The 20,514-nt window shown below is 67.3% G+C and carries 14 protein-coding genes and 1 pseudogene; 5 read left to right on the forward strand and 10 right to left on the reverse strand.

The window, feature by feature from the left end:
* Positions 1 to 105: 105 nt before the first annotated feature.
* Entirely contained in the window at positions 106 to 4,509 is a 4,404-nt protein-coding gene (locus EDF55_RS10970) for an RHS repeat-associated core domain-containing protein (RefSeq protein ID WP_123655001.1), read from the reverse strand.
* A 694-nt stretch (positions 4,510 to 5,203) separates the two neighbouring features.
* Between EDF55_RS10970 and EDF55_RS10975 the strand changes: the two genes are divergently transcribed.
* Positions 5,204 to 5,698 (forward strand): GNAT family N-acetyltransferase, encoded by a 495-nt coding sequence (locus EDF55_RS10975; RefSeq protein ID WP_221180744.1) that lies wholly within the window; start codon positions 5,204 to 5,206, stop codon positions 5,696 to 5,698.
* A 43-nt stretch (positions 5,699 to 5,741) separates the two neighbouring features.
* Here the strand turns inward: EDF55_RS10975 and EDF55_RS10980 are convergent, their stop codons facing one another.
* On the reverse strand, positions 5,742 to 6,287 hold the full coding sequence (locus EDF55_RS10980; RefSeq protein ID WP_123655002.1) for a TetR/AcrR family transcriptional regulator: 546 nt from the start codon (positions 6,285 to 6,287) through the stop codon (positions 5,742 to 5,744).
* A 63-nt stretch (positions 6,288 to 6,350) separates the two neighbouring features.
* Here EDF55_RS10980 and EDF55_RS10985 point away from each other — a divergent pair, with 63 nt between their 5' ends.
* Both EDF55_RS10985 and EDF55_RS10990 read left to right on the forward strand, forming a co-directional pair.
* Positions 6,351 to 7,316: an SDR family NAD(P)-dependent oxidoreductase gene (locus EDF55_RS10985; protein WP_123655003.1), complete on the forward strand. Its 966-nt coding sequence runs from the start codon at positions 6,351 to 6,353 to the stop codon at positions 7,314 to 7,316.
* A gap of 83 nt (positions 7,317 to 7,399) precedes the next feature.
* Positions 7,400 to 8,581, forward strand: a pseudogene (locus tag EDF55_RS10990) (IS30 family transposase).
* Between the two features lie 78 nt (positions 8,582 to 8,659).
* On the opposite strand, the gene EDF55_RS10995 reads toward EDF55_RS10990, so the two are convergent.
* From EDF55_RS10995 to EDF55_RS11030, 8 genes are all read right to left on the reverse strand, one after another.
* Positions 8,660 to 9,184, reverse strand: a complete 525-nt coding sequence (locus EDF55_RS10995; RefSeq protein ID WP_123655004.1) for a hypothetical protein — start codon at positions 9,182 to 9,184, stop codon at positions 8,660 to 8,662.
* Positions 9,185 to 9,263: 79 nt separating this feature from the next.
* Entirely contained in the window at positions 9,264 to 9,548 is a 285-nt protein-coding gene (locus EDF55_RS11000; RefSeq protein ID WP_123655005.1) for a hypothetical protein, read from the reverse strand.
* A gap of 364 nt (positions 9,549 to 9,912) precedes the next feature.
* A complete protein-coding gene (gene dnaB / locus EDF55_RS11005; protein ID WP_123655006.1) occupies positions 9,913 to 11,280 on the reverse strand; it encodes a replicative DNA helicase in 1,368 nt (455 codons plus the stop codon).
* Between the two features lie 661 nt (positions 11,281 to 11,941).
* A complete protein-coding gene (rplI, locus tag EDF55_RS11010; protein ID WP_123655007.1) occupies positions 11,942 to 12,394 on the reverse strand; it encodes a 50S ribosomal protein L9 in 453 nt (150 codons plus the stop codon).
* A gap of 14 nt (positions 12,395 to 12,408) precedes the next feature.
* Positions 12,409 to 12,666: a 30S ribosomal protein S18 gene (gene rpsR / locus EDF55_RS11015; RefSeq protein ID WP_071278496.1), complete on the reverse strand. Its 258-nt coding sequence runs from the start codon at positions 12,664 to 12,666 to the stop codon at positions 12,409 to 12,411.
* Positions 12,667 to 12,714: 48 nt separating this feature from the next.
* Entirely contained in the window at positions 12,715 to 13,284 is a 570-nt protein-coding gene (locus tag EDF55_RS11020; protein ID WP_123655008.1) for a single-stranded DNA-binding protein, read from the reverse strand.
* Between the two features lie 3 nt (positions 13,285 to 13,287).
* On the reverse strand, positions 13,288 to 13,680 hold the full coding sequence (gene rpsF / locus EDF55_RS11025) for a 30S ribosomal protein S6 (protein WP_123655009.1): 393 nt from the start codon (positions 13,678 to 13,680) through the stop codon (positions 13,288 to 13,290).
* 191 nt (positions 13,681 to 13,871) lie between these two features.
* Positions 13,872 to 15,302, reverse strand: a complete 1,431-nt coding sequence (locus EDF55_RS11030) for a CCA tRNA nucleotidyltransferase (protein WP_123655430.1) — start codon at positions 15,300 to 15,302, stop codon at positions 13,872 to 13,874.
* A gap of 122 nt (positions 15,303 to 15,424) precedes the next feature.
* On the opposite strand from EDF55_RS11030, the gene EDF55_RS18990 reads away from it, so the two are divergent.
* Positions 15,425 to 19,417, forward strand: coding sequence for a DUF6049 family protein (locus EDF55_RS18990; RefSeq protein ID WP_221180746.1), 3,993 nt, complete (start codon positions 15,425 to 15,427; stop codon positions 19,415 to 19,417).
* Positions 19,418 to 19,510: 93 nt separating this feature from the next.
* On the forward strand, positions 19,511 to 20,497 hold the full coding sequence (gene trxB / locus EDF55_RS11040) for a thioredoxin-disulfide reductase (protein WP_123655010.1): 987 nt from the start codon (positions 19,511 to 19,513) through the stop codon (positions 20,495 to 20,497).
* The last annotated feature ends 17 nt before the right edge of the window (positions 20,498 to 20,514 follow it).

A 20,514-nucleotide genomic window follows, 5' to 3' on the forward strand; every position in this document is an offset into this window, starting at 1 on the left:
GCCTACGTCGGCGCGATTGGGTGAAAGCAATGTAACTATGCCGAGGACTAGGGCAAAGACGCCAATGATGGTGGGAATTAGCAGATTCCCCTTCATTCTGAACACTCAGAACACCTTCCCAGTCGTTACGTTCGACACGGCACTACCGACCGCATAGCATCCAGCTGTCGCAACTACCCCAACACCTCCAGTGGCGGCGGCTATGCCGAGTTCGCAGGCCGCTCCGGCAAGAGTACCGGTGATCAAGCCGACAGTTTCTGTGGCTGCAGCCTTGCTATTGCCTGTGGCGGCGTAGTAACCGATCTCGGTGAGGTCGCCGACCAAACCGGCTTTACCGAAAGCATCAGTGGCTGAGTCGAAAACATCCCGCCCACGGGGGTCGGACTTGTTGATTGGATCAGCGCCTGCGTAAGCGTATCGGTTGGCGTTGTTGGGGTCGAGGGGTGCGTCGAGGGTGTCGCGTTCGAGCCATCCGCCGGTGGCGTTGGACTGCCAGCGGTAGCCGAACTTGGTGAGCCCGGTGTCGGTGTTGCTGGAGCGGAGTCCGTTCTTGTACCCGTAGGGGTTCTGCTGCCACTGGGCACTCGTCCCGCCCGCGGTCACGTGCTCGGCACCGTACGGGTCGTAGGAGACGGTGTACGCCGTCTTGCCGGTGTCGGCGATGGACGCGGCGGGGTTCCCGATGCCGTCTAGGGCGTACATGCTGGTCGTCCCGTCCGTGGTCCGGAGATCCAACGCCTGCCCGGTGGTCGGGTCGCTGATGACCGCGGCCGTCCCGGTGCCCGCGATGGTGTGGTTCGCGATCACGGAAACACCGTTGCTGTCGGAGGTGCCATACGTGTAGTCGTACTCCGCTCCCCCGTCCGTGGCTTGGTGGAGCAGCTTGAGCATGTCGGCGCCGGCGTACTCGTACGTCGTCTGCACGCCGTCCTTCGTGGACGCGGTGAGCTGCTGGGCGCCATTGTAGGTGTACGTCTCACCCGGTGCGGCGGTCATGTTGCCGACACCGTCGTAGGAGTATCCGGTGGTGGTGATCTGCCCGACCGCGTTGAAGGACAGCTTCTGGTCGGACTTCACCGCACCGGTCGCGGCGTTCGTGGCTTTCGCTTCGGTGCGGTTGCCGGCGGAGTCGTACGTGTACGCCCAGTTCGTCGGGTCCACCCCGCCGGACTGAGTGATGCCCGTGAGCCGGTCGGTGGGGGTGGTGCCGTCGGCTGCGAGGTAGCCGTAGTTCGTTGCCTGCTTGCTGATGTTGTCGTAGGACCACTGCAGCTTGTCCCGGTCGTTCGCCGTCGACGCGGTGCAGGTCGGGGCCGTGGTGGTTGCCATGTAGCAGTAGTCGGTGTCGACCACGGCGGTAGGGTTGCTGCTGTCCGACCAGGCCTGCACCTTGGTGACCTTCCCGGACTTGTCGTAGGTCAGGGTCTGGTGCGCTGCCCACGTCGCGGGTTCAACGCCGGCGGTTGCGGTGCTGGCGGCGCCGAGCCAGGTGTCGGTACGGCGGCCCTGCTTGTCGGTGAGGTAGATCTGCTTCGCCGTGCCCGACCCGGTCGGGTAGGTCGTCGCGGTGAGGACCTCGGTCGGGTCGTACTCGTGGGTGACCGTGCCGGTCTGGTCCGTGACCTGCACGGTGTTCCCGGCGAGGTCGTACCCGTAGGAGACGGTGCCGCCGCCGGCGGTGTTCACCGTGGAGGTGAGCCGGTTCCGCTGGTCGTAGGTGTTCGTGACCGTCCCGGTTGCGGACGTCTGGGTGAGCTGGTTCCCGTCCGCGTCGTACGTGTTCGTCACCGTCGCCGTGCCGTCGTCGAACGCGGTCGTCAGGAGCCGGTCGTCGTTGTCGTACGTGTACGTGGTGACGCCGCCGTCACCGTCGGTGTGGTTCTTCACCCGGCCGAAGTCGTCGTAGGCGTACTTCTGCACCCCGAGGCTGGTGCCGGTGGGCGGGGTGATCGAGCCGAGCTGGTTGTTCGTGTCGTACGCGTAGACCGTCGGGTTGCCGCTGTTGCCCGGGGCGGTTGCGGTCTTCACCGCACCCCACGCGTAGTTGTCGGTGCCCTTCTTGTTGTACGTCAGCGTCGACGTCGCAGCAGGGTCACTGCCGGACTGTGACGACGTCGCGTTGCCGACACCGTCGTAGCCGATGCTGGTCGACGTCTTCGAGCTCGAGGTCACCTTCGACGGCAAGTACGCCGTCGCCGACCCCGAACCGTAGTCAGCAGTCGAGGACGACCCGGTGCCGGAGGTGGACTGGGTCAGCGACTGACTGCTGTTCTTCCCGTACGTGTTGGTCGTGGTCCCCGACCCGGCATCGCCGGCAGCGCCAGTGGTTGCTGTGGTGACACCATTGTTCGCGGAGTTGTAGGTCCTCGATCGCTCCCTACCTGCCGCGTCGACTGCCTTGGTGACCAGGTCGTTGCTGTCGAGCGTGTAGGTGGTGTGCTTCGCGTTGGCCACCGTCGCGGACTGGTCCGACCGCGGGTCGGCGACCTGTGTCGTCGTGTCGTTCGCGTACGAGAACCGCGTGATGGCGGCGCCAGGCGAGCCGGCAGTGGTGTTGCGCTGCTCGACCTTCGTGACCCGGTCCGAGGAGTCGTACGTGAACACGGTCACCCCGCCGGTGGGTGCGGTGATGGAGGTGAGATCCCCGTTCGTGTACGCGAACGTCGTCTTCTTCCCTGTCGCGTCCGTGTAGGTCGTGATGTCCCCGGCAGTGCTCTTGGCCCAGGACACGCTCCGGCTGCTCGAGCCGCTGACCTGCGAGAACGTCTGCGTGCCGTTGGCGTAGGAGGACTTCGCCGTCTTCGCCCCCGTCGCGCCAGCGGTGAAGACGATGGACGTCAACGCGTAACCGTCGGAGGTGTTGAAGCTGGTCTGGTTCCCGTTCCGATCCACGATCGAGGTCGGCTGCCCGGCGAGGTTGAAGTGAGTGACCGAGTTCGTCGTCCACCCCTTCAACGTGTACTCATGCGTCGAACCGCTGTCGACCCGGGTGAGCGTCTGCTGCAGGCCAGCCGGCGTCGTGAACGCCCCAGCGGATCCGGACGGCTTGAACTGCCACGCCGTTCCGGCAGCGTCCGTGTAAATCACCCCCGACGAGTTCGTCGTCAGATCTCCGGCGCCGGCGAGGGCGTACTGCCACCGGTTCGCGTCCATCGTGTTGCTGTTCGCCACGTTGGTTGCACGCGAGTTATACGCAGCACCAATCGTGGTGTTCTGTGTCACGCCCGGAAGGGACAGCGCGGTCGTGGTCACGAGGAGGTTCCCGGTTCCGACATCGACCGACGCGTTGGTCTGGTCCGTGATCGGGAACGGCAGCGTCGTCGCGGACGTCCGCTGTCCGGTCTGGTTCGTCGACGATGGTCCGCCGGGGAGGGAGTTGTAGGTGCCCTGCAAGTCGATGACGTAGTCCGTCTCCGTCGGGCCCATGTTCTTCACGCGGATCTTCCCGTCGGTGCCAACGGGAACGACGGCCGTGTTGGTTCGGATCGACGTGGCGTCGCTGTTGATCACGGACGCAGTGGGCTCGGTTCCGCCGTCGGCCCAGGCCTTCGCGTACGTGCCACGGCTGGAGTTGTTCACTGCGGTGAACGTCAACGCCACCGCGGACAGGCCCGCCGCGACCGAGGGCACCCCGTCGCGAGCTCCAGCGACCTGCACCGTGAACGACGCACCCGACGCGATGCTGCTCCCAGACCGCGTGTCGATCAGCCGACCGGCCTGCGGGGTGAAGCCACCACCAGGGTTCGAGGGCAGGAAGTACCCCTGCACATCAACCAGGATGTCCACCACACCCGCACCGGGTGCGGTGTCGATCGTCAACTGCCCGTTCGTCCCCAACGCCACCTGCGACGCCATCGCCGTGGGCAATGACTGCACCCCGGTGTAGTTCAACACTGCGGAGCTCTTCGCCTGCCCGGTCGGGGTGACGCGCACCCAACCCGCCTTGCCGTCGTTGCTGATCACGACGACCGACGCAGCAACCGCCGCCGCTCCGGCCGGGATCCCCGCCTTGCCCGTCACCTGGAACGTGATCGAGCCGCCACCAGCAACGGTCCCCTGGCGAACGCCGGTGCCATCACGGGTGTCCACCAAGCGAGCCGGCGGCATCGCGACCAGACCGCCGGCACCCACACCGTTCTGCGTGGACGTGTAGTACCCGGTCACTGTGATCGTGACGCTTTGCAACGCCGTCTCCGTCATGATCTGCAACGACCCGTCATCACCCACCGCCAGCAGCGCCGAGTTCGACACCGTGTTCGGGATGCCGGAGTTGTAGACCATCAGCAACGTCGACGGGTCGCCGCTCGACGGACGCCCGAACACCTGCCCCTGCGGGAAGTTCGCTTGATTGCCGACCGTGACCACCACGGTCACCGCGCCGACCCCCGACGACGGCAACCCGTCCACCCCAGCGATCTTGACGCTCTTGTAAGCACCCGCCGTTGTCGCCCCGCTGAACACGGTCGCGTTGTCCTGCACCGGCACGTACTGCCCGCCCGTCCCAGTCACCTCGGCGTGCGCGGGCTGCGGCGGCGAGACCACCGCCAACAGCGACCCCAGTAGCGCGACCAGCGCCACCACGGCGAGCACAACCCAGCGAGAACGAACAGACAACGGCGACGTCACGAACACGCGCAGAACCCCTCAAAACGGCCACGACCAGCTCTGCCGCCCCCATGACGGCACTGTCCAACCATCAAGGACGCTACGGAGCTTCCCTCAGGAGCGCGCCCCCAGATGTGGGGGTCGAAACGACGTCGCCTGAGCCGATAAGGGTTCCTTCTCCTGCCTGCCTATTCCTTAGGGCCGGCGCTTGCGCATGACGGTTTACAGAGAGATTCAGCGGCTATGACTTCCGATGCCGCACCGAGCACCTCCAACGCATGCCGCGAGCTTCGTCTCGCTACGACCCGCTTCCACCCAGACCGCGTCACGAGTCATACTTTGAGCGACTGCATCGTCGCGTCGAATGAACCGGTCCGGAAGCTGGAACCAGGCGCATACCGACGCTTGCGGTCCGGCCGTATAACGCACCTGAAACGAGATTCGTTCCGGACCACCTATGTGCGACGGGGCTGCTCACCGCCACGTATGTCGATTCGTCACAGCGACCTGAGGCAGCGATGCGACCCAGTCAAGGACCGGCTTGTAGGACACCCGGGCTGCTATCGACGAGTGCCGGCGTGATCGCTACGGTCGAGGGGTGGAAGCGCACAGCCCCATCTCGATTGCTATTCGGCCCGCAAAGGTTGTCGACGTAGAAGGCATTGCTGCCGTCCACGCCACCTCATGGCGAGAGACGTACGGGCGGTTCGTCGCGGATCCCGATACTGATCCGTGGTTCGACGTCGATCGGCGCATCGACATGTGGCGGGCGAACCTGGAGCAAGACGCCTTCGTGACCGTCGTCGCCGAGGACGCGTCGGGCATCATCGGATTCGCAGCGACGCAGGAGACACCTGAGCCTGACGCCGTCCGTCCAGAAGAACTCACGATGCTGTACGTGCTCGCGCGCGCTCACGGTGGCGGGGCGGGGCAAGCACTCTTGAACGCAGTGCTCGGCCAGCGCCCGGCATCTCTCTGGGTTGCTGCCGACAATCCTCGCGCGCACTCGTTCTACCGGCGGAACGGATTTGCCGCTGACGGAACCACGTCGAGCTTCGGGCCGATCGAGACCACGGTGCGATTGGTCCGCTGAGGGATCCTTCATTGGGCGTCGGAAGCCGATCGGCAAGAGGCGATCAGGTGAGGAGTTCGACCGCTACGCGAAGGCGTTCGAGGTACTCCTCGCGTGTGGCGACCTGATGGATCAACCCGACCGACACGCTGTTCAGGGTCTGCGCGACCACCACGCCGTTCCCCATCTCGACGCTCACGGCAGCCGTCAGGAGGACGGCGAACCGGGCCGGCGCTGCTCGGGCGGCATCATCGAGTAGATCCGGGTTGTCAGCGATGACGGTCGGCACATCGCGGACCATCGGACCGATGTACCTCCCTGCCCAGCGATCGAACGCGGCCACGAGCCGATCCGGGAACGGCCTCGCGTCGTCCGCGAGGATCTGCTCGACGGCGTCGAGATCTGACGACAGCACGTGCGACACGGCCTCGCGGAACAAGGCTTCCTTGGACTCGAACAGGAAGTACAGGCCCGGTCGCGAGATCCGCGCGGCCCTGGCGATCGCTTGCATCGACGCGCCTCGGTAGCCCACGCGAGCGAACGTCTCGAGCGCGGACTCCAACACCGAGCGTCGGCGGCTGTCTTCGGTTCGAGCAGCGGGAGTAGGCACGCGACAAGCCTACCGGCAACTCTACTTACTAGCCAATTACTGTCTAGTCTGTATAGTGACGACATGGCCTCCCCACTGATCACCACCCAGTTCACCGCGAGCAGCACCGCGGCTGACGTCGTCGAGGGGCTCGACCTCTCCGGGGTCCGTGCTGTCGTCACCGGGGCATCCTCCGGACTCGGAGTCGAGACTGCCCGAGCACTCGCAGGTGCCGGTGCCTCCGTGACGCTCGCAGTGCGAAACCCCGCCGCCGGCGCGAACGTCGCGGCCCTGATCGAGGCGTCGACGATGCGCAGCCCGGCCGTCGCCGGACTCGACCTTGCCGACGTCGGCTCCATCGCGGCCTTCGTCAACGCATGGGACGGGCCGCTGCACCTGTTGGTGAACAACGCTGGAGTCGTCACGGCCGGCCTCGAGCGCACCACGACCGGTCGAGAGCTCCAATTCGCCACAAACCACCTCGGACACCACGCACTCGCATCCGGCTTGCACCGGGCTCTCGCGGCAGGCGCCACGGAACGCGGCGAAGCCCGCGTCGTGGCACTCACCTCCACCGCGCACATGCGCGCTGGCCTCGACTTCGATGATCTCGACTTCGACCGCCGCCCCTACGACCCCCAGATCGCGTACGCGCAGTCAAAGACCGCGAACTCCCTCTTCGCGGTCGAAGCCACCCGAAAGTGGGCAGACGACGGCATCACCGCCAACGCCGTCAACCCCGGCGGAATCGCCACCGGACTGCAACGCAACTTCTCCGAGCAGCAGAAGGCATCCCTCGACGCGGCCCAAGCAGCAGGCCTGTTCACCTACAAGACCGTCAAACAGGGCGCCGCGACGACCATGGTCGCCGCCGTCTCGGATGAGTTCGCCCACACCGGCGGCCACTACCTCGACGACTGCCAGGAGGCATACACCGTGCCCGACGACGCAGCACTCGCGGACCACCCGCACGGCGTGAAGGCCTGGGCACTCGACCCCGCACTCGCGCAGCGACTCTGGACCGTCTCGGACGAGCTCCTCAGCCTCTGAACCTGCCGAACGAGCAGCGTCCCGATAACCGATCTTGGGTTCAGCCGGTCGTTGCAACACCACCGTGAATCGGAGTGCTGCAGATGGGATCCAGGCTGGAACACCGCGCTCGAGAGGCGCGGTTTTGGGAGCTGTTGAGACAGGGCCTCGGACGAACGGCGGCCTGTAATGCTGTCGGCGTGGACCGACGTCAGGGATACCGATGGGTCAAAGCAGCCGGCGGACGGAACCCGTTCGCCCACAAGCCCCGCTCGGACCGGTACCTGAGCCAGGAAGAGCGGCTCCAGATCGCGGACCTTCGTCTCAGCGGCGCGAGCGTGCGTGCGATCGCGAAAGCACTCGGTCGGGCACCATCCACGATCAGCCGAGAGCTGACAAGGAACGCCGCGGCTGGCGGCAGCTACCGGCCGTACTCCGCGGAGTAGCAATGCCGGGCACGAGCTCGGCGCCCGAAGCCGCGGAAGCTGGACCGGGTCGAGCTTGCTCTGCAGGTCGAGCTGCGGTTGGTGCGGAACTGGTCCCCGGAGCAGATCCGTGATGACCTGGCCAGGACGTTCCCTGACCGGCCGGAGATGCACGTGTCGCACGAGACGATCTACCAGTCCCTGTTCGTCCAGGGCCGCGGCCACCTGCGCGCTGACCTCCACAAACATCTCCGCACCGGCCGTGCGATCCGCCGGCACCGTGGTGAGCCGCGGCGGGCGTCGTGGTCGAAGATCCGCGACATGATCCTGATCAGCGAACGCCCCGCCGAAGCCGACGACCGGGCCGCTCCCGGCCATTGGGAAGGCGATCTGATCGTCGGCATCAACGCCAGGAGCGCGATCGGCACTCTCGTCGAGCGCACCACCCGGTACGTGATGCTGCTGCACCTGCCGAACGGGCACAGCGCCGACGCCGTCCGCGACGCGATGATCCCCACCATCCAGACCCTGCCGGACCACCTCCGCCGGTCGTTGACGTGGGACCAGGGCACCGAGCTTGCCCGACACAAGGACATCACCCTCGCCACGGACATCGCGATCTACTTCTGCGACCCCCACAAACCCTGGCAGCGCGGCTCAAACGAGAACACCAACGGCCTCCTCCGCCAGTACTTCCCGAAATCCACCGACCTCAGCATCCACACCCCGGAACGGCTCCTCGAAGTCGCTGCTGAACTCAACGGACGACCCCGCAAAACGCTCGACTACCGCACCCCGGCAAAAGCATTCGAGCAACTACTGTCAGACCCGAAACAACCACCCGTTGCAACGACCCCTTGAAACCGCCATAGGCTTACGAGACGCGTCGGGGCGACAGCTCGCACCTCTCCCTGGGAGGCCGCCCGCTGGCTCACCAAGTCAGTGAGCGAGCGTCCCCTGATCTTTGTCGCGTCGGGCCCTTCGTCTCACTGCCCGACGGAAGGCCATGAGTACGGCGCCGCACACAACCGTCGCAACGATGCCAATCGCCGTGCCGCCGGCCGACCCGCTTCCGTAGTTTGACCAAGGCAGCCCGAGAGCCCATTGCAGTGCAGGGCCCAGCACGAGTAACGCTCCGGCTGGCACGACGACGATGAGCAAGGCGCGGCGGCCGCTCCAAGCAGGATGAAGCAGAACGACCACGGCGGCCGCGGCGACGACGGCGAAAGCACCGTAGATCCACGATGCGCCAGACATCCGCCAGCCGTCGTGTGCGAACCAGTCGTGGACTCCTCGGATGGTCCGTGCCCAAGCATGCTGTCCTCGGCCATGTGTCGACGAGATGACAGGCAACGGCCACCCAATGATCGCGAGAACTCCTGCGATTGCGCTCGCGATTCCGAGCACGACCACACCAAAGCGCGACCCGGTTCTGGGCTCGACGTCGAAGTCGGAGATGCTCACGCCAAGGAGGCTATAGGGGGAGCAGCAGTCGTTCCTACCGGGCGCCGCCCGGTAGAGGATCGGCCATCGGGCATCGCGCTCACTCCTCGTCGGCGCACTCCGCTCGAAGGGCTCGCCTCCCTGCAATCCGCTGAAGAAGTTTCCGTAAGAAGACGAGCTCGATCGCCACCATCACCGCCAGGCCGAACAGGGCGAAAGCGATGCGCGCTGGGCTGAAGCCGCCGCTGAGCACGATCACCGGCAAGCCGACGAGCAACGCGGCCCCCGCAATGACGTTCCACCATGATGCGAGGAGCCCCGCGGGGGCGCGGTTCGTGAGTTCCGGGCGGTCAGTTGGATCGGTTCGATCCCACCAGGACGTCATGCGGGTACGCTACCCCGCCATCCATGAGTTATCAGAAGCCCGACCGCCGGTATAAGACCAGGCGGATGCTCATTCAGGAGCTCCCCGCACCTGCCCGATAGCCGGTCATCCAGTGGACCCCGGGTGCTTACGGGCGGCCCCGGACTCCCCCAGCCCTGCTCCGGGGCGAACCCCCTCTCACATAGGTGGTCCGCGAACTATCTCGATTCACGCACGCCATACGGACACCTCGCGACGCACGAAGACTTAGCCGACCCCTGGTCAACGTGACCCGTCTGTGCTGCCAAACAACGTGTCCATGTCCGTATTTCAGACACGTTGAGTGGCAGTCGGACAAGTTAGCTGGCGGGCGACACAAACACCCCTACTGCGGCATGTCGACGAACCGCGAGAACATCCCGTGGAACGCGACAGTGATGGTGTCCGTCGGCCCGTTGCGGTGCTTCGCCACGATGAGGTCCGCCTCACCCTGACGCGGGTTGTCCTTCTCGTACGCCGACTCGCGGTGCAGCAGGATCACCATGTCGGCGTCCTGCTCGATGGACCCCGACTCACGGAGGTCGGAGATCATCGGCTTCTTGTCCGCACGCTGCTCGGGACCACGGTTCAGCTGCGACAGGGCGATGACGGGGACCTGGAGCTCCTTCGCCATGAGCTTCAGCGCACGCGAGAACTCGGAGACCTCTTGCTGGCGGCTCTCCACCTTCTTGCCGGAGGTCATCAGCTGCAGGTAGTCGATGACCACGAGCTTGAGGTTGTGCTGCTGCTTGAGTCGACGGCACTTCGCGCGGATCTCGACGAGCGTCATGTTGGGGGAGTCGTCGATGAAGAACGGGGCGTCGTTGATCCGCCCGCGGGTCTGCGCGATCGTCGTCCAGTCGCGGGAGTCCACGGTGCCCTTGCGCATGTTCTGCAGCGGGACGCTGGTCTCGGCGGAGAGCAGACGCATCGCGATCTCGGCGCGCCCCATCTCGAGCGAGAAGAAGGCGGCGGTCTGGTTGTGCTTGACGGCTGCGGCGCGGCAGAGGTCGAGCGCCAGCGTGGACTTGCCGAGTGCGGGGCGGGCGGCGACGATGATGAGCTGCCCGGGGTGGAAGCCGTTGGTCAGGCCATCGAGCTGTGCGAACCCGGTCGGCACGCCGGTCATCTGCCCGTCGCGGCCCTTCGCGGCTTCGATCTCGTCGATCGCGGCGGAGATGGCTTCGGTCAGGGGGACGTAGTCCTCGGTCTGGACACCGCCGGCGACGTTGTAGACCTCGGCCTGGGCGCTGTTGACGAGGTCCGTGACCTCACCCTCCGACGCGTAGCCCATCTGCACGATGCGGGTCCCGGCGTCGACGAGCCGCCGGAGGACGGCCTTCTCGGCGACGATCGCGGCGTAGTACCCGGCGTTCGCGGCCGTGGGGACCATGCTCGTGACGCTGTGCAGGTACTCGGCGCCACCGGCACGGGACAGCAGGCCGGTCTTCGTCAGCTCGTCGGTGACGGCGATGACGTCGGTCGGCTCACCGTGGGAGTACAGCGAGAGGATCGCGTCGAAGATGACCTCGTGCTTGGGGATGTAGAAGTCCACGCCACGGGCGGTCTCGATGACGTCGGCGACGGCGTCCTTCGAGAGGAGCATCCCGCCGATCGTCGACTGCTCTGCCAAGAGGTCGTGCGGCGGGGTGCGCTCCATGCCACCGCGCTCCGCGTAGTCCTGCGGCGCCGGGTCCAGATGCGCGATCGACACACTTGCTCCTCTTGTTGGTCGTGCGGACACGAGCTCTCGCCCACACGGCTGTTCTACCCCGAGCGACCGACATCCCCGAGTCGCTGGGCCAAGCTACGGGGGGCAAGTTATCCCCAGCAAACGGGCCTGTGGATAACTCTGTGGACGAATCGCGGAACACGCCGGAAGTTCGTGTGGACAACTGTGGACAGGTGTGTGGAGAACCTTGCCACCGAACACACTTTCGACCACTTGATCTGGGCTTTTCGTTTCCACACTGTGTGTGGACAACTGGGCTTCAAGGTGCAGTTGAAGGTTCCCGACTTGACGTTTCCACTGTGTAAAACGACTTGACAAACGTACCCGCCGGGGACAGGGTTCCCGGCTGGCTCCCAGCCACCCCCGACCACGTGCAGGACGTAACCGGTCAGCCCAGCGCACCCCGAGCCTCCCGGCAGAAAACGGGGGAGAAGTAACCACCCAGCGCACGCGCGCAACCACGCTCCGGAGCCCACGGGGGCGCAGTGTGGGAGCTTCCGGACAGTGAGCCGCCCGGTGTCCGTCGCACGGTGTACGGAAGCTCGCACCGTGCCAGAAGCCCCTGGGTACAGCGAAAGGCGGGCCACCCCCTGAGGGGAGACCCGCCTTCCGACGGAACCGACGCTGTCGGACCGACGCAGCCTTACTTGGCGGCGACGACCTTGAGCGAGATCACTGCGGTGATGTCCTCGCGCAGACGCACGGTGGCCTCGTGGTCACCGACGGTCTTGATGGTCGCGGGGACCTCGACCTTGCGCTTGTCGAGCGAGCCGACGCCCTGGGCCTCGACGGCCGAGGCGACGTCCGCCGGACGGACGGAGCCGAACAGGCGACCGTCCTTGCCGGCCTTGACGGACAGCTGGATGGTGGCGTTCTCGAGCTTCATCTTGAGGTCCTGTGCCTCTTCGATGGTGGCGAGCTCGCGAGCGGCACGGCCGGCGCGGATCGACTCGACCTGCTTCTCGCCGCCCTTGGACCACGCGACAGCGAAGCCCTGGGGGACGAGGTAGTTGCGGGCGTAGCCGTTCTTGACGTCGACGACGTCACCGGCGGAACCGAGGCCGGAGACCTCGTGGGTGAGGATGAGCTTCGACATGGTGATCCTCCTGATCAGCGGCCGGAGCCGGCGTAGGGGAGGAGCGCCATTTCACGGGCGTTCTTCACGGCACGGGCGATGAGGCGCTGCTCCTGGACGGAGACGCCGGTGATGCGACGGGCGCGGATCTTTCCACGCTCCGAGATGAACTTGCGAAGGGTCGCAACGTCCTTGTAGTCGATGACACCGACCTTGATGGACTTCGCGGGAGCGGCGTTCTTGCCGCCCTTGCCGCGAGGCTTGCGGCGGTCGCCGCTGCTCTTTCCAGCCATTGTGTTTTTTCCTTAGAGAAGAAGAAGTTGTGTTCTACCGCGAACGGATCAGAACGGGGTCTCGTCGTCGTAGGTGCCACCGGGGGTCGACCACACGTCGTTCGACTGTGCTCCACCACCCTGCTGCTGGCCACCCTGCGGGGACCACGGCTCGTCGGAACGGCCACCACCAGCAGCGTTGCCGCCGCCGTTGTTGCCACCGAAGTTGCCGCCGCCCGAACCGCCGCCGACCTGTCCACGACCGCCGCCGCCACCCGCTGCACGGGTGACCTGCGCGGTCGCGTACCGGAGCGACGGGCCGATCTCGTCGACCTCGAGCTCGATGCTCGTACGCTGCTGGCCCTCACGGTCCTGGTACGAGCGCTGACGGAGACGACCCTGCGCGATGACGCGCGAGCCCTTCGTCAGCGACCCCGCGACGTGCTCGGCGAACTCGCGCCACACGCTCGCACGGAGGAACAGCGCGTCGCCGTCCTTCCACTCGTTCGCCTGACGGTCGAACGTGCGAGGGGTGGATGCGATGGTGAAGTTCGCCACAGCGAGCCCGTTCTGCGTGTAACGCAGCTCCGGGTCAGCAGTGAGGTTCCCCACCACCGTGATGACGGTTTCGCCGGCCATCGGTTACTCGGCGCTCGCGGTCGCGGCGGCCGGGGCAGCAGCAGCGTTGGCTGCCTTGCGCGCGGCACGGGCCTCGTCGCGCTGCTTCTGGGCGGCGACCTGCGCGATGCCCTCTTCGGCGCGGAGGACCTTGGTGCGGAGCACGGCCTCGGAGAGACCGAGCTGGCGGTCCAGCTCCTTGGCGGCGTCGGACGACGACGTGAAGTTCACGACGGCGTAGAGGCCTTCGTTCTTCTTGGCGATCTCGTAAGCGAGACGACGACGACCCCAGACATCCACGTTGTCGACGGTGCCACCGTCGTTGCGGATCACTGCGAGGAACTTGTCCAGGCTGGGAGCGACGGTGCGCTCGTCGAGCTCGGGGTCGAGGATCGCCATCAGTTCGTACTGGTGCATGCGGAACCCACCTCCTTTGGTCTTGGCGGCTCCGGGCGGTTCCCGGAACAGGAGGGTTGATGCATGTGTGCCGGCACGCAGGTGCGTTCGGCACAACCCGGCAAGCTTAGCCCACGGCCGGGAGGCACGCCACCGGCCTGTGGAGAACCGGCGTCCGCAGGGAGGCCGGGTCCAGTGCCCCGGTCACGGCGTCACGCGTCGCGCGCGGCCCACCACGCCCGCAGGCGCTCCTCGGCGAGGTCCGCCCCGAGCGGCCCCTCGTCCATCCGCGCCTCGAGCAGGAAGCGGTACGCCTCACCCACCGCACGCCCCGGCGGGATGTCGAGGATCCGCATGATGTCGTCACCCGTCAGGTCCGGGCGGATCGAGTCCAGTTCCTCCTGCTTGGAGAGGACGTCGATCCGGTCCTCCAGGTCGTCGTACGCGAACGCGAGCCGGTCGGCCTTCCGCCGGTTCCGCGTCGTGACGTCGGAGCGGGTGAGCTCGTGCAGGCGCTCGAGCTGGGGACCGGCGTCCCGGACGTAGCGGCGGACGGCCGAGTCGGTCCAGGCGCCGTCGGTGTACCCGAAGAAGCGGAGGTGCAGCTCGATCAGGCGGGCGACCGCGGCGATGGTGTCGTTGTCGAAGCGCAGCGCACGAAGCCGCTTCTTCGCGAGCTTGGACCCGACCAGGTCGTGGTGGTGGAAGCTCACCGCACCGCCGGGCTCGAGCTTCCGGGTCGCCGGCTTGCCGATGTCGTGCAGGAGCGCCGCGAGCCGCAGCACCGTGTCCGGGGCCTCGCCGGCGTGCCGCTCGTGCTCGTACCCGATCGCCTGGGTCAGCACGGTGAGCGAGTGCTCGTAGACGTCCTTGTGGTGGTGGTGCTCGTCGATCTCGAGGCACATCGCGGGGAGCTCGGGCAGGAACCGCTCGGCGAGCCCGGTGTCGACGAGGAGACGGAGCCCGGGCACGGGGTCGTCCGTGTTCAGGAGCTTGACGAGCTCGTCACGGACGCGTTCGGCGGAGACGATCTCGATCGAGTCGGCGAGCTCCGTCATCGCTGCCCGGACGTCGTCGGCGACCGTGAACCCGAGCTGCGCCGTGAACCGGGCGGCCCGCAGCATGCGCAGGGGGTCGTCGCGGAAGGAGACGGTCGCGGTCTGCGGCGTGCGGAGTCGTCCGGCCAGCAGGTCCTCGACGCCCCCGTGCACGTCGACGAGTTCTCGCGCGGGCAGCCGCAGTGCCATCGCGTTGACCGTGAAGTCGCGGCGCAGCAGGTCGTCCTCGATGGTGTCGCCGAACGCCACCTCGGGCTTCCGGGTCTCGCCGTCGTAGACGTCACTGCGGTACGTGGTGATCTCGACCTGCTCGCCCTCGATCCGGGCGGCGATCGTGCCGAACTGGCGCCCGATGTCCCAGGTGGCGCTCGCGATCGGCTCGACGATGCCGAGGACCACGTCCGGACGCGCGTCGGTGGTGAAGTCGAGGTCGGTCACCGGGCGACCGAGGAAGGCGTCGCGCACCGGACCGCCGACGAGCGCGAGTTCGTGCCCGGCATCCGCGAAGGCGCGGGCGAGGACGGCGACGGGCGCGGTGGCGGCGAGTGTGTCGAGACGTTCGACGGCCTGGGCAACGGACTGCATGACGGTCTCGATCATCCCAGATCGACGCCGTCGGTTCTCCACGACACCGTGGTCACGCCGGTCTCTCATGGTCCGGCCTCATACACTCGTCCGAGGTCTGCTCCGATCACGGACCCTCCAGCATGCACATTCTCCGCACCTCGCTCGCCGCCGCCGCGTCCGCCCTGGTCGCCCTCGGTCTCGTCGTCACGCCCGCGTCGGTCACCGCCGCGCAGGCCACGACCACCTCCTCCGCGACCACCCGTCTCGCGCACCCCGCCGCGTCCCAGGAAGGCAAGGCGTCGATCGAGATCGTGCCGTCCGGCCGCGGGATCCTGCAGCCGGACCAGGACCTCTCCCTCACGCTGACGGTCACGAACGACACCGACGCGGACCTGCCGGCCGGCAGCGCCGAGCTCGACATCTTCCGGCAGTACGCGGGCACCCGCGACGTCCTCAGCGACTGGCTCGCCGACACCAGCACGACCGGTTACCTCGGTGCCCCGATGGACACTGTGGACGTCCCGGCCGTCCCGGCGCACCGATCGGTCACGCTCGACGACGTCACCATCGTCTCGGGCAACGTGGCACTCGGCGGGTACACCTCCTTCGGTGCCCGACGCATCGCGGCGGACTACACGGCCGGTTCCACCTCCGCCGTGGACCGCTCGGCGATCACCTGGTACCCGGACTACGAGCAGACCCCGGTCGGCGTCTCCGTCGCGATGCCGATCACGATGCCCGCGAACGCCGACGGGGTGATCGGCGCGAAGGACCTCGCCGCCGCCACCTCCGTCGACGGCACCCTGACGCAGCAGCTCGACGCCGCCCAGGACCACAACGTGGCGCTCGGCATCGACCCGCGCATCATCGCCTCCATCCGGATCCTCGGCGAGAACGCGCCGTCCTCGGCGACCGCCTGGCTCGACCGACTGCAGCGGATGCGCAACGAGACCTTCGCGCTCTCCTACGCCGACGCCGACGTCACCGGTCTCCGCCAGGCGGGCGCTTCGGGCATCCTGTCGCCGATCTCCCTCGACCAGTACGTCAAGACGGAGAACTTCCCGGGCGCGACGACGCCGTCGCCCACCGCGACGAACACGCCGAGCGCGACGACCCCGGCAGCGACGCCGGACTCGAACCCGACGACGGACGCCCAGGGCGAGCCGGACGACGCCGTCCAGACGCTCCCCACCACGGCCTCGCTGCTCGACTTCCCGTACTCGATGTCGTCCATCGCGTGGCCTTCGGACGGCACCGTCGCGACCGACGACCTCGGCGCCCTGGCCACTGCCGGCACGAAGTCCACGATCGTCTCCAGCGGCAACACCTCCGCCGGTGCCGCCACGACGGTCACCGCGTCGGAGAAGATCGACGACCACCAGGTCCTCGTCTCCGACCAGGGCATGTCGACCCTGCTCCGCGACGCGGCGGCGGCGTCCACGCAGCGTGCCTGGTCCGGCGCGATGAGCGAGCTCACCGCGACCCTCGCCACGGCGTCCCGGCAGGGCGGGACGACCGGTCCGGTCCTCCTCACCCTCGGCCGTGACTGGCCGACGGACTCGGCGCGGCTCAGCCAGGCGCTCGACGCGTTGGAGAGCACCGCGTGGGTCTCCCCGTCCGATCTCTCCACCGCGGCGGCGGTCACCCCGGGGTCCCTCACGCTGAGCAGCTCCTCGGACAGCAAGGCGCGGCTCGACCAGCTCCGTCGCCTCGTGCAGTCCGAGCGCAACCTCACCGACTTCGCCTCCGCGATCGAGAACCCCGCCGACCTCACCGCACCGGCCCGCCTGACGACCCTCGCCGCGTCCTCGAACGCGTGGCGTGACGACGACGACGGCTTCGTCCATGCGGTCGATGCCCTGGTGGCCAAGTCCGCGAAGACCGTCTCGAGCGTCGGCATCCTCGACGGCAGCAGCATCACCCTGCTCGGCGACCGGTCGTCCCTGCCGATCTCGATCCGGAACCGCTCGGAGTACCCGGTCACGGTGTTCCTGACCGTGCAGCCGTCGAACTCGTTCCTCCGCATCGAGAAGAACGCCGTGAAGGTGACGGTCCAGGCCGACTCCTCCAGCCGCGTGACCTTCCCCGTGCAGTCCGTCGCGAACGGCAAGGTCGAGCTGACGATGTCGCTCACCAGCGCGACGGGCGTCCGGATCGCCGACCCCGCCACCGTCGAGATCAACGTGCAGGCGCAGTGGGAGACCTTCATCACCGCCGCCGCGGCGATCGCCGTCATCGCGATCTTCGGTCTCGGCATCTTCCGCAACGTCCGTCGCCGCATCCGGCGCCGCCGGAACGGCGAGCCGGAGGAAGAGGACGAGGACCCGAACCGCCTCTACGTGGAGACGCCTGCTGCGCAGGAGACCCCGCCGGGAGGCCCGGATCACCTCCCCGGGTCCGCCACCGCTCTCGCCGTGGCCGGGTCCAGTACCTCGCTCGCCCCCGCCCAGGAGCCCACCATCAGCACCACACAGCCCGAACCCGACGTCGACGCCGAGCCGGTCGTCGAACGGAGCCTCGGGCGAGCGAGCGCGATGCTCGCCGCCGGGACCATGCTCTCCCGCGTGCTCGGGTTCGCGAAGACCTTCGTCCTGGCGTTCGCCATCGGCCAGTACCAGAGCCCGTCCGCCGACGCCTTCGCCATCTCGAACCAGCTCCCGAACAACATCTACGCGCTCATCGCCGGCGGGCTCCTGTCGGCCGTGCTCATCCCGCAGATCGTCCGGTCGATGAAGCAGCACACCGACGGTGGGACGGCGTACGTCAACAAGATCGTGACGCTCGGCGGCTCGCTCTTCGTCGTCATCACGATCATCGCGACGTGCTTCGCGCCGTTGCTCGTGCGCATCTACAGCTCGCAGTCGACGACGGGCAAGGGGCTCTCGCCGGAGGCCTTCGACCTCGCGGTGCTCTTCGCGTTCTGGTGCCTCCCGCAGATCCTCTTCTACGCGATGTACTCGCTGCTCGGCGAGGTCCTCAACGCACGGCAGGTGTTCGGTCCCTTCACCTGGGCGCCGCTCATCAACAACGTGATCAGCATCGCCGGGCTCGTGGTCTTCATCGCCCTGTTCGGCGACCGCACCGTGAACTCGGCCGCAGACGACTGGACCCCGGTGAAGATCGCGGTCCTCGCCGGCAGCGCGTCGGTGGGCGTGCTCGCCCAGGCCGCCTTCCTGCCGTTCTTCTGGCGCCGCGCAGGGCTGACGTTCCGTCCCGACTTCCGGTGGCGCGGCGTCGGCCTGAAGTCGACCGGGACGGCCGCGGGGTGGCTCTTCGCGATGATCCTCGTCACCCAGCTGGCGGGCATCGTGCAGTCGCGCGTCGCGTCCCTCGGCAGTGGCAACGCCGGCAACGCGGTGCTGCAGAACGCCTGGCTCCTCTTCATGCTGCCGCACTCGATCATCACGGTGTCGATCGCGACCGCGTACTTCACCCGCATGAGCCACGATGCCGAACGCGGCGACCTGGACGCTGTCCGGCGGAACCTCTCACTGTCCCTGCGCATCGTCGGCCTGTTCACGGTCTTCGCCTCGATCGCACTGATGGTCGTGTCCGTGCCCTTCGGCCGCATGTTCGCCAACACGTTCGACGGTGCGCTCTCGATCGGGGCCGTGCTGCTCGCCTACATGCCCGGCCTGGTGCTGTTCAGCATGCTCTTCATCATCCAGCGCGTCTTCTGGGCGATGCACGACCACCGCACGCCGTTCCTGATGCAGCTCGTGCAGTCGGGCCTGTTCATCATCGGTGCCCTGGCCGTGACGACGCTCCCGAGCCACTCGATCGGCGTCGCGGTCGCCGCGTGCACCACCCTGGCCGGCTCGGCGCAGACGATCGTCGCGCTCGTGATCGTCAAGCGCCGACTGCACGGCATCGACGGCCCGAACGTGACCCGGTCGCACGTGCAGTTCATCATCGCGGCGCTCATCGCCGGGGTCGTCGGGCTCCTCGTGGCGAACTTCTTCGGCGCCTTCTCGGCGGACGGCTTCGCGATGTCCGACTTCACCGGTGCCCTCATCACGGTCGTGCTGTCCGGCGTGGCGATGGTGCTCGTCTACTTCGGGGCCCTCGTCGTCGCGAAGAACGGCGAGATCCGCGGCGCCGTCGACATGCTCAAGGCGCGCCTCGGCCGCTGACCCGCACGTCACCGCACGTTCCCGGGTGCTGCGGAATGGCACGCCGGTAGCATGTGTTGACCCGGTCAGAAGCAACGGAAGGGCACTGAAGGCATGCGCCAGCTCATCATCATCGGTTCCGGCCCGGCCGGGTTCACCGCCGGCATCTACGCCGCGCGGGCCCAGCTCAAGCCGCTCATCGTCGCGTCCAGCGTCGAGACGGGCGGCGAACTCACGAAGACGACCGAGGTCGAGAACTTCCCGGGCTTCGCGGAGGGCATCCAGGGCCCCGACCTCATGATCAAGATGCAGGAGCAGGCCGAGAAGTTCGGTGCTGAAGTCCTGTACGACGACGCGGTCTCCGTGGAGCTCACCGGCGACGTCAAGAAGGTCACGGTCGGCTCCGGCGAGACGTACGAAGCCCTCGCGGTCATCTACGCCACCGGCTCGGCCTACCGCCAGCTCGGCCTCGCCGACGAAGAGCGCCTGTCCGGCCACGGTGTGTCCTGGTGCGCGACCTGCGACGGCTTCTTCTTCCGCCAGAAGAACATCGCCGTCGTCGGCGGTGGCGACTCCGCGATGGAAGAAGCCACGTTCCTCACCCGCTTCGCGGACAAGGTCACGGTCATCCACCGCAAGGACACCCTCCGTGCGTCGAAGATCATGCAGGACCGCGCGATCAACGACCCGAAGATCGAGTTCGCCTGGAACAAGGAAGTGGTCGGGATCACCGGCGCCTCCGCGGTCGAGGGCGTCACGCTCAAGGACACCGTCACCGGCGAGACCTCGGAGCTCGCGCTCGACGGCCTGTTCATCGCGATCGGCAACGACCCGCGCGTGCACCTGGTCCACAAGCAGCTCCAGCTCGCTCCGGAAGGCACCATCGCCGTCGAGGGCCGTACCTCGAAGGCCGTCGGCGTCCCCGGTGTGTTCGTCGCCGGTGACGTGCTCGACCACACCTACCGTCAGGCGATCACCGCTGCCGGCTCGGGTGCGGTCGCCGCACTCGACGCCGAGAAGTTCCTCGCCGACCTCGACGACACCCTGACCAGCGCTGCCGAGGGCGAGACCCCGGCCGGGCCCGTCACCATCTCCGCGTAGGGAATGGTCCGGCGCCC

It is taken from the genome of Curtobacterium sp. ZW137 (assembly GCF_003762905.1).
Taxonomy (GTDB): domain Bacteria; phylum Actinomycetota; class Actinomycetes; order Actinomycetales; family Microbacteriaceae; genus Curtobacterium.

What these genes read in the sequence shown, in the direction of transcription:
- EDF55_RS18990 (WP_221180746.1), top strand. Translation starts at nt 15,425, where the DNA reads ATGCACATTCTCCGCACCTCGCTCGCCGCCGCCGCGTCCGCCCTGGTC.
- rpsR (WP_071278496.1), bottom strand. Translation starts at nt 12,666, where the DNA reads ATGGCTGGAAAGAGCAGCGGCGACCGCCGCAAGCCTCGCGGCAAGGGC.
- rplI (WP_123655007.1), bottom strand. Translation starts at nt 12,394, where the DNA reads ATGTCGAAGCTCATCCTCACCCACGAGGTCTCCGGCCTCGGTTCCGCC.
- trxB (WP_123655010.1), top strand. Translation starts at nt 19,511, where the DNA reads ATGCGCCAGCTCATCATCATCGGTTCCGGCCCGGCCGGGTTCACCGCC.
- EDF55_RS10985 (WP_123655003.1), top strand. Translation starts at nt 6,351, where the DNA reads ATGGCCTCCCCACTGATCACCACCCAGTTCACCGCGAGCAGCACCGCG.
- EDF55_RS11030 (WP_123655430.1), bottom strand. Translation starts at nt 15,302, where the DNA reads ATGCAGTCCGTTGCCCAGGCCGTCGAACGTCTCGACACACTCGCCGCC.
- EDF55_RS11020 (WP_123655008.1), bottom strand. Translation starts at nt 13,284, where the DNA reads ATGGCCGGCGAAACCGTCATCACGGTGGTGGGGAACCTCACTGCTGAC.
- EDF55_RS11000 (WP_123655005.1), bottom strand. Translation starts at nt 9,548, where the DNA reads ATGACGTCCTGGTGGGATCGAACCGATCCAACTGACCGCCCGGAACTC.
- rpsF (WP_123655009.1), bottom strand. Translation starts at nt 13,680, where the DNA reads ATGCACCAGTACGAACTGATGGCGATCCTCGACCCCGAGCTCGACGAG.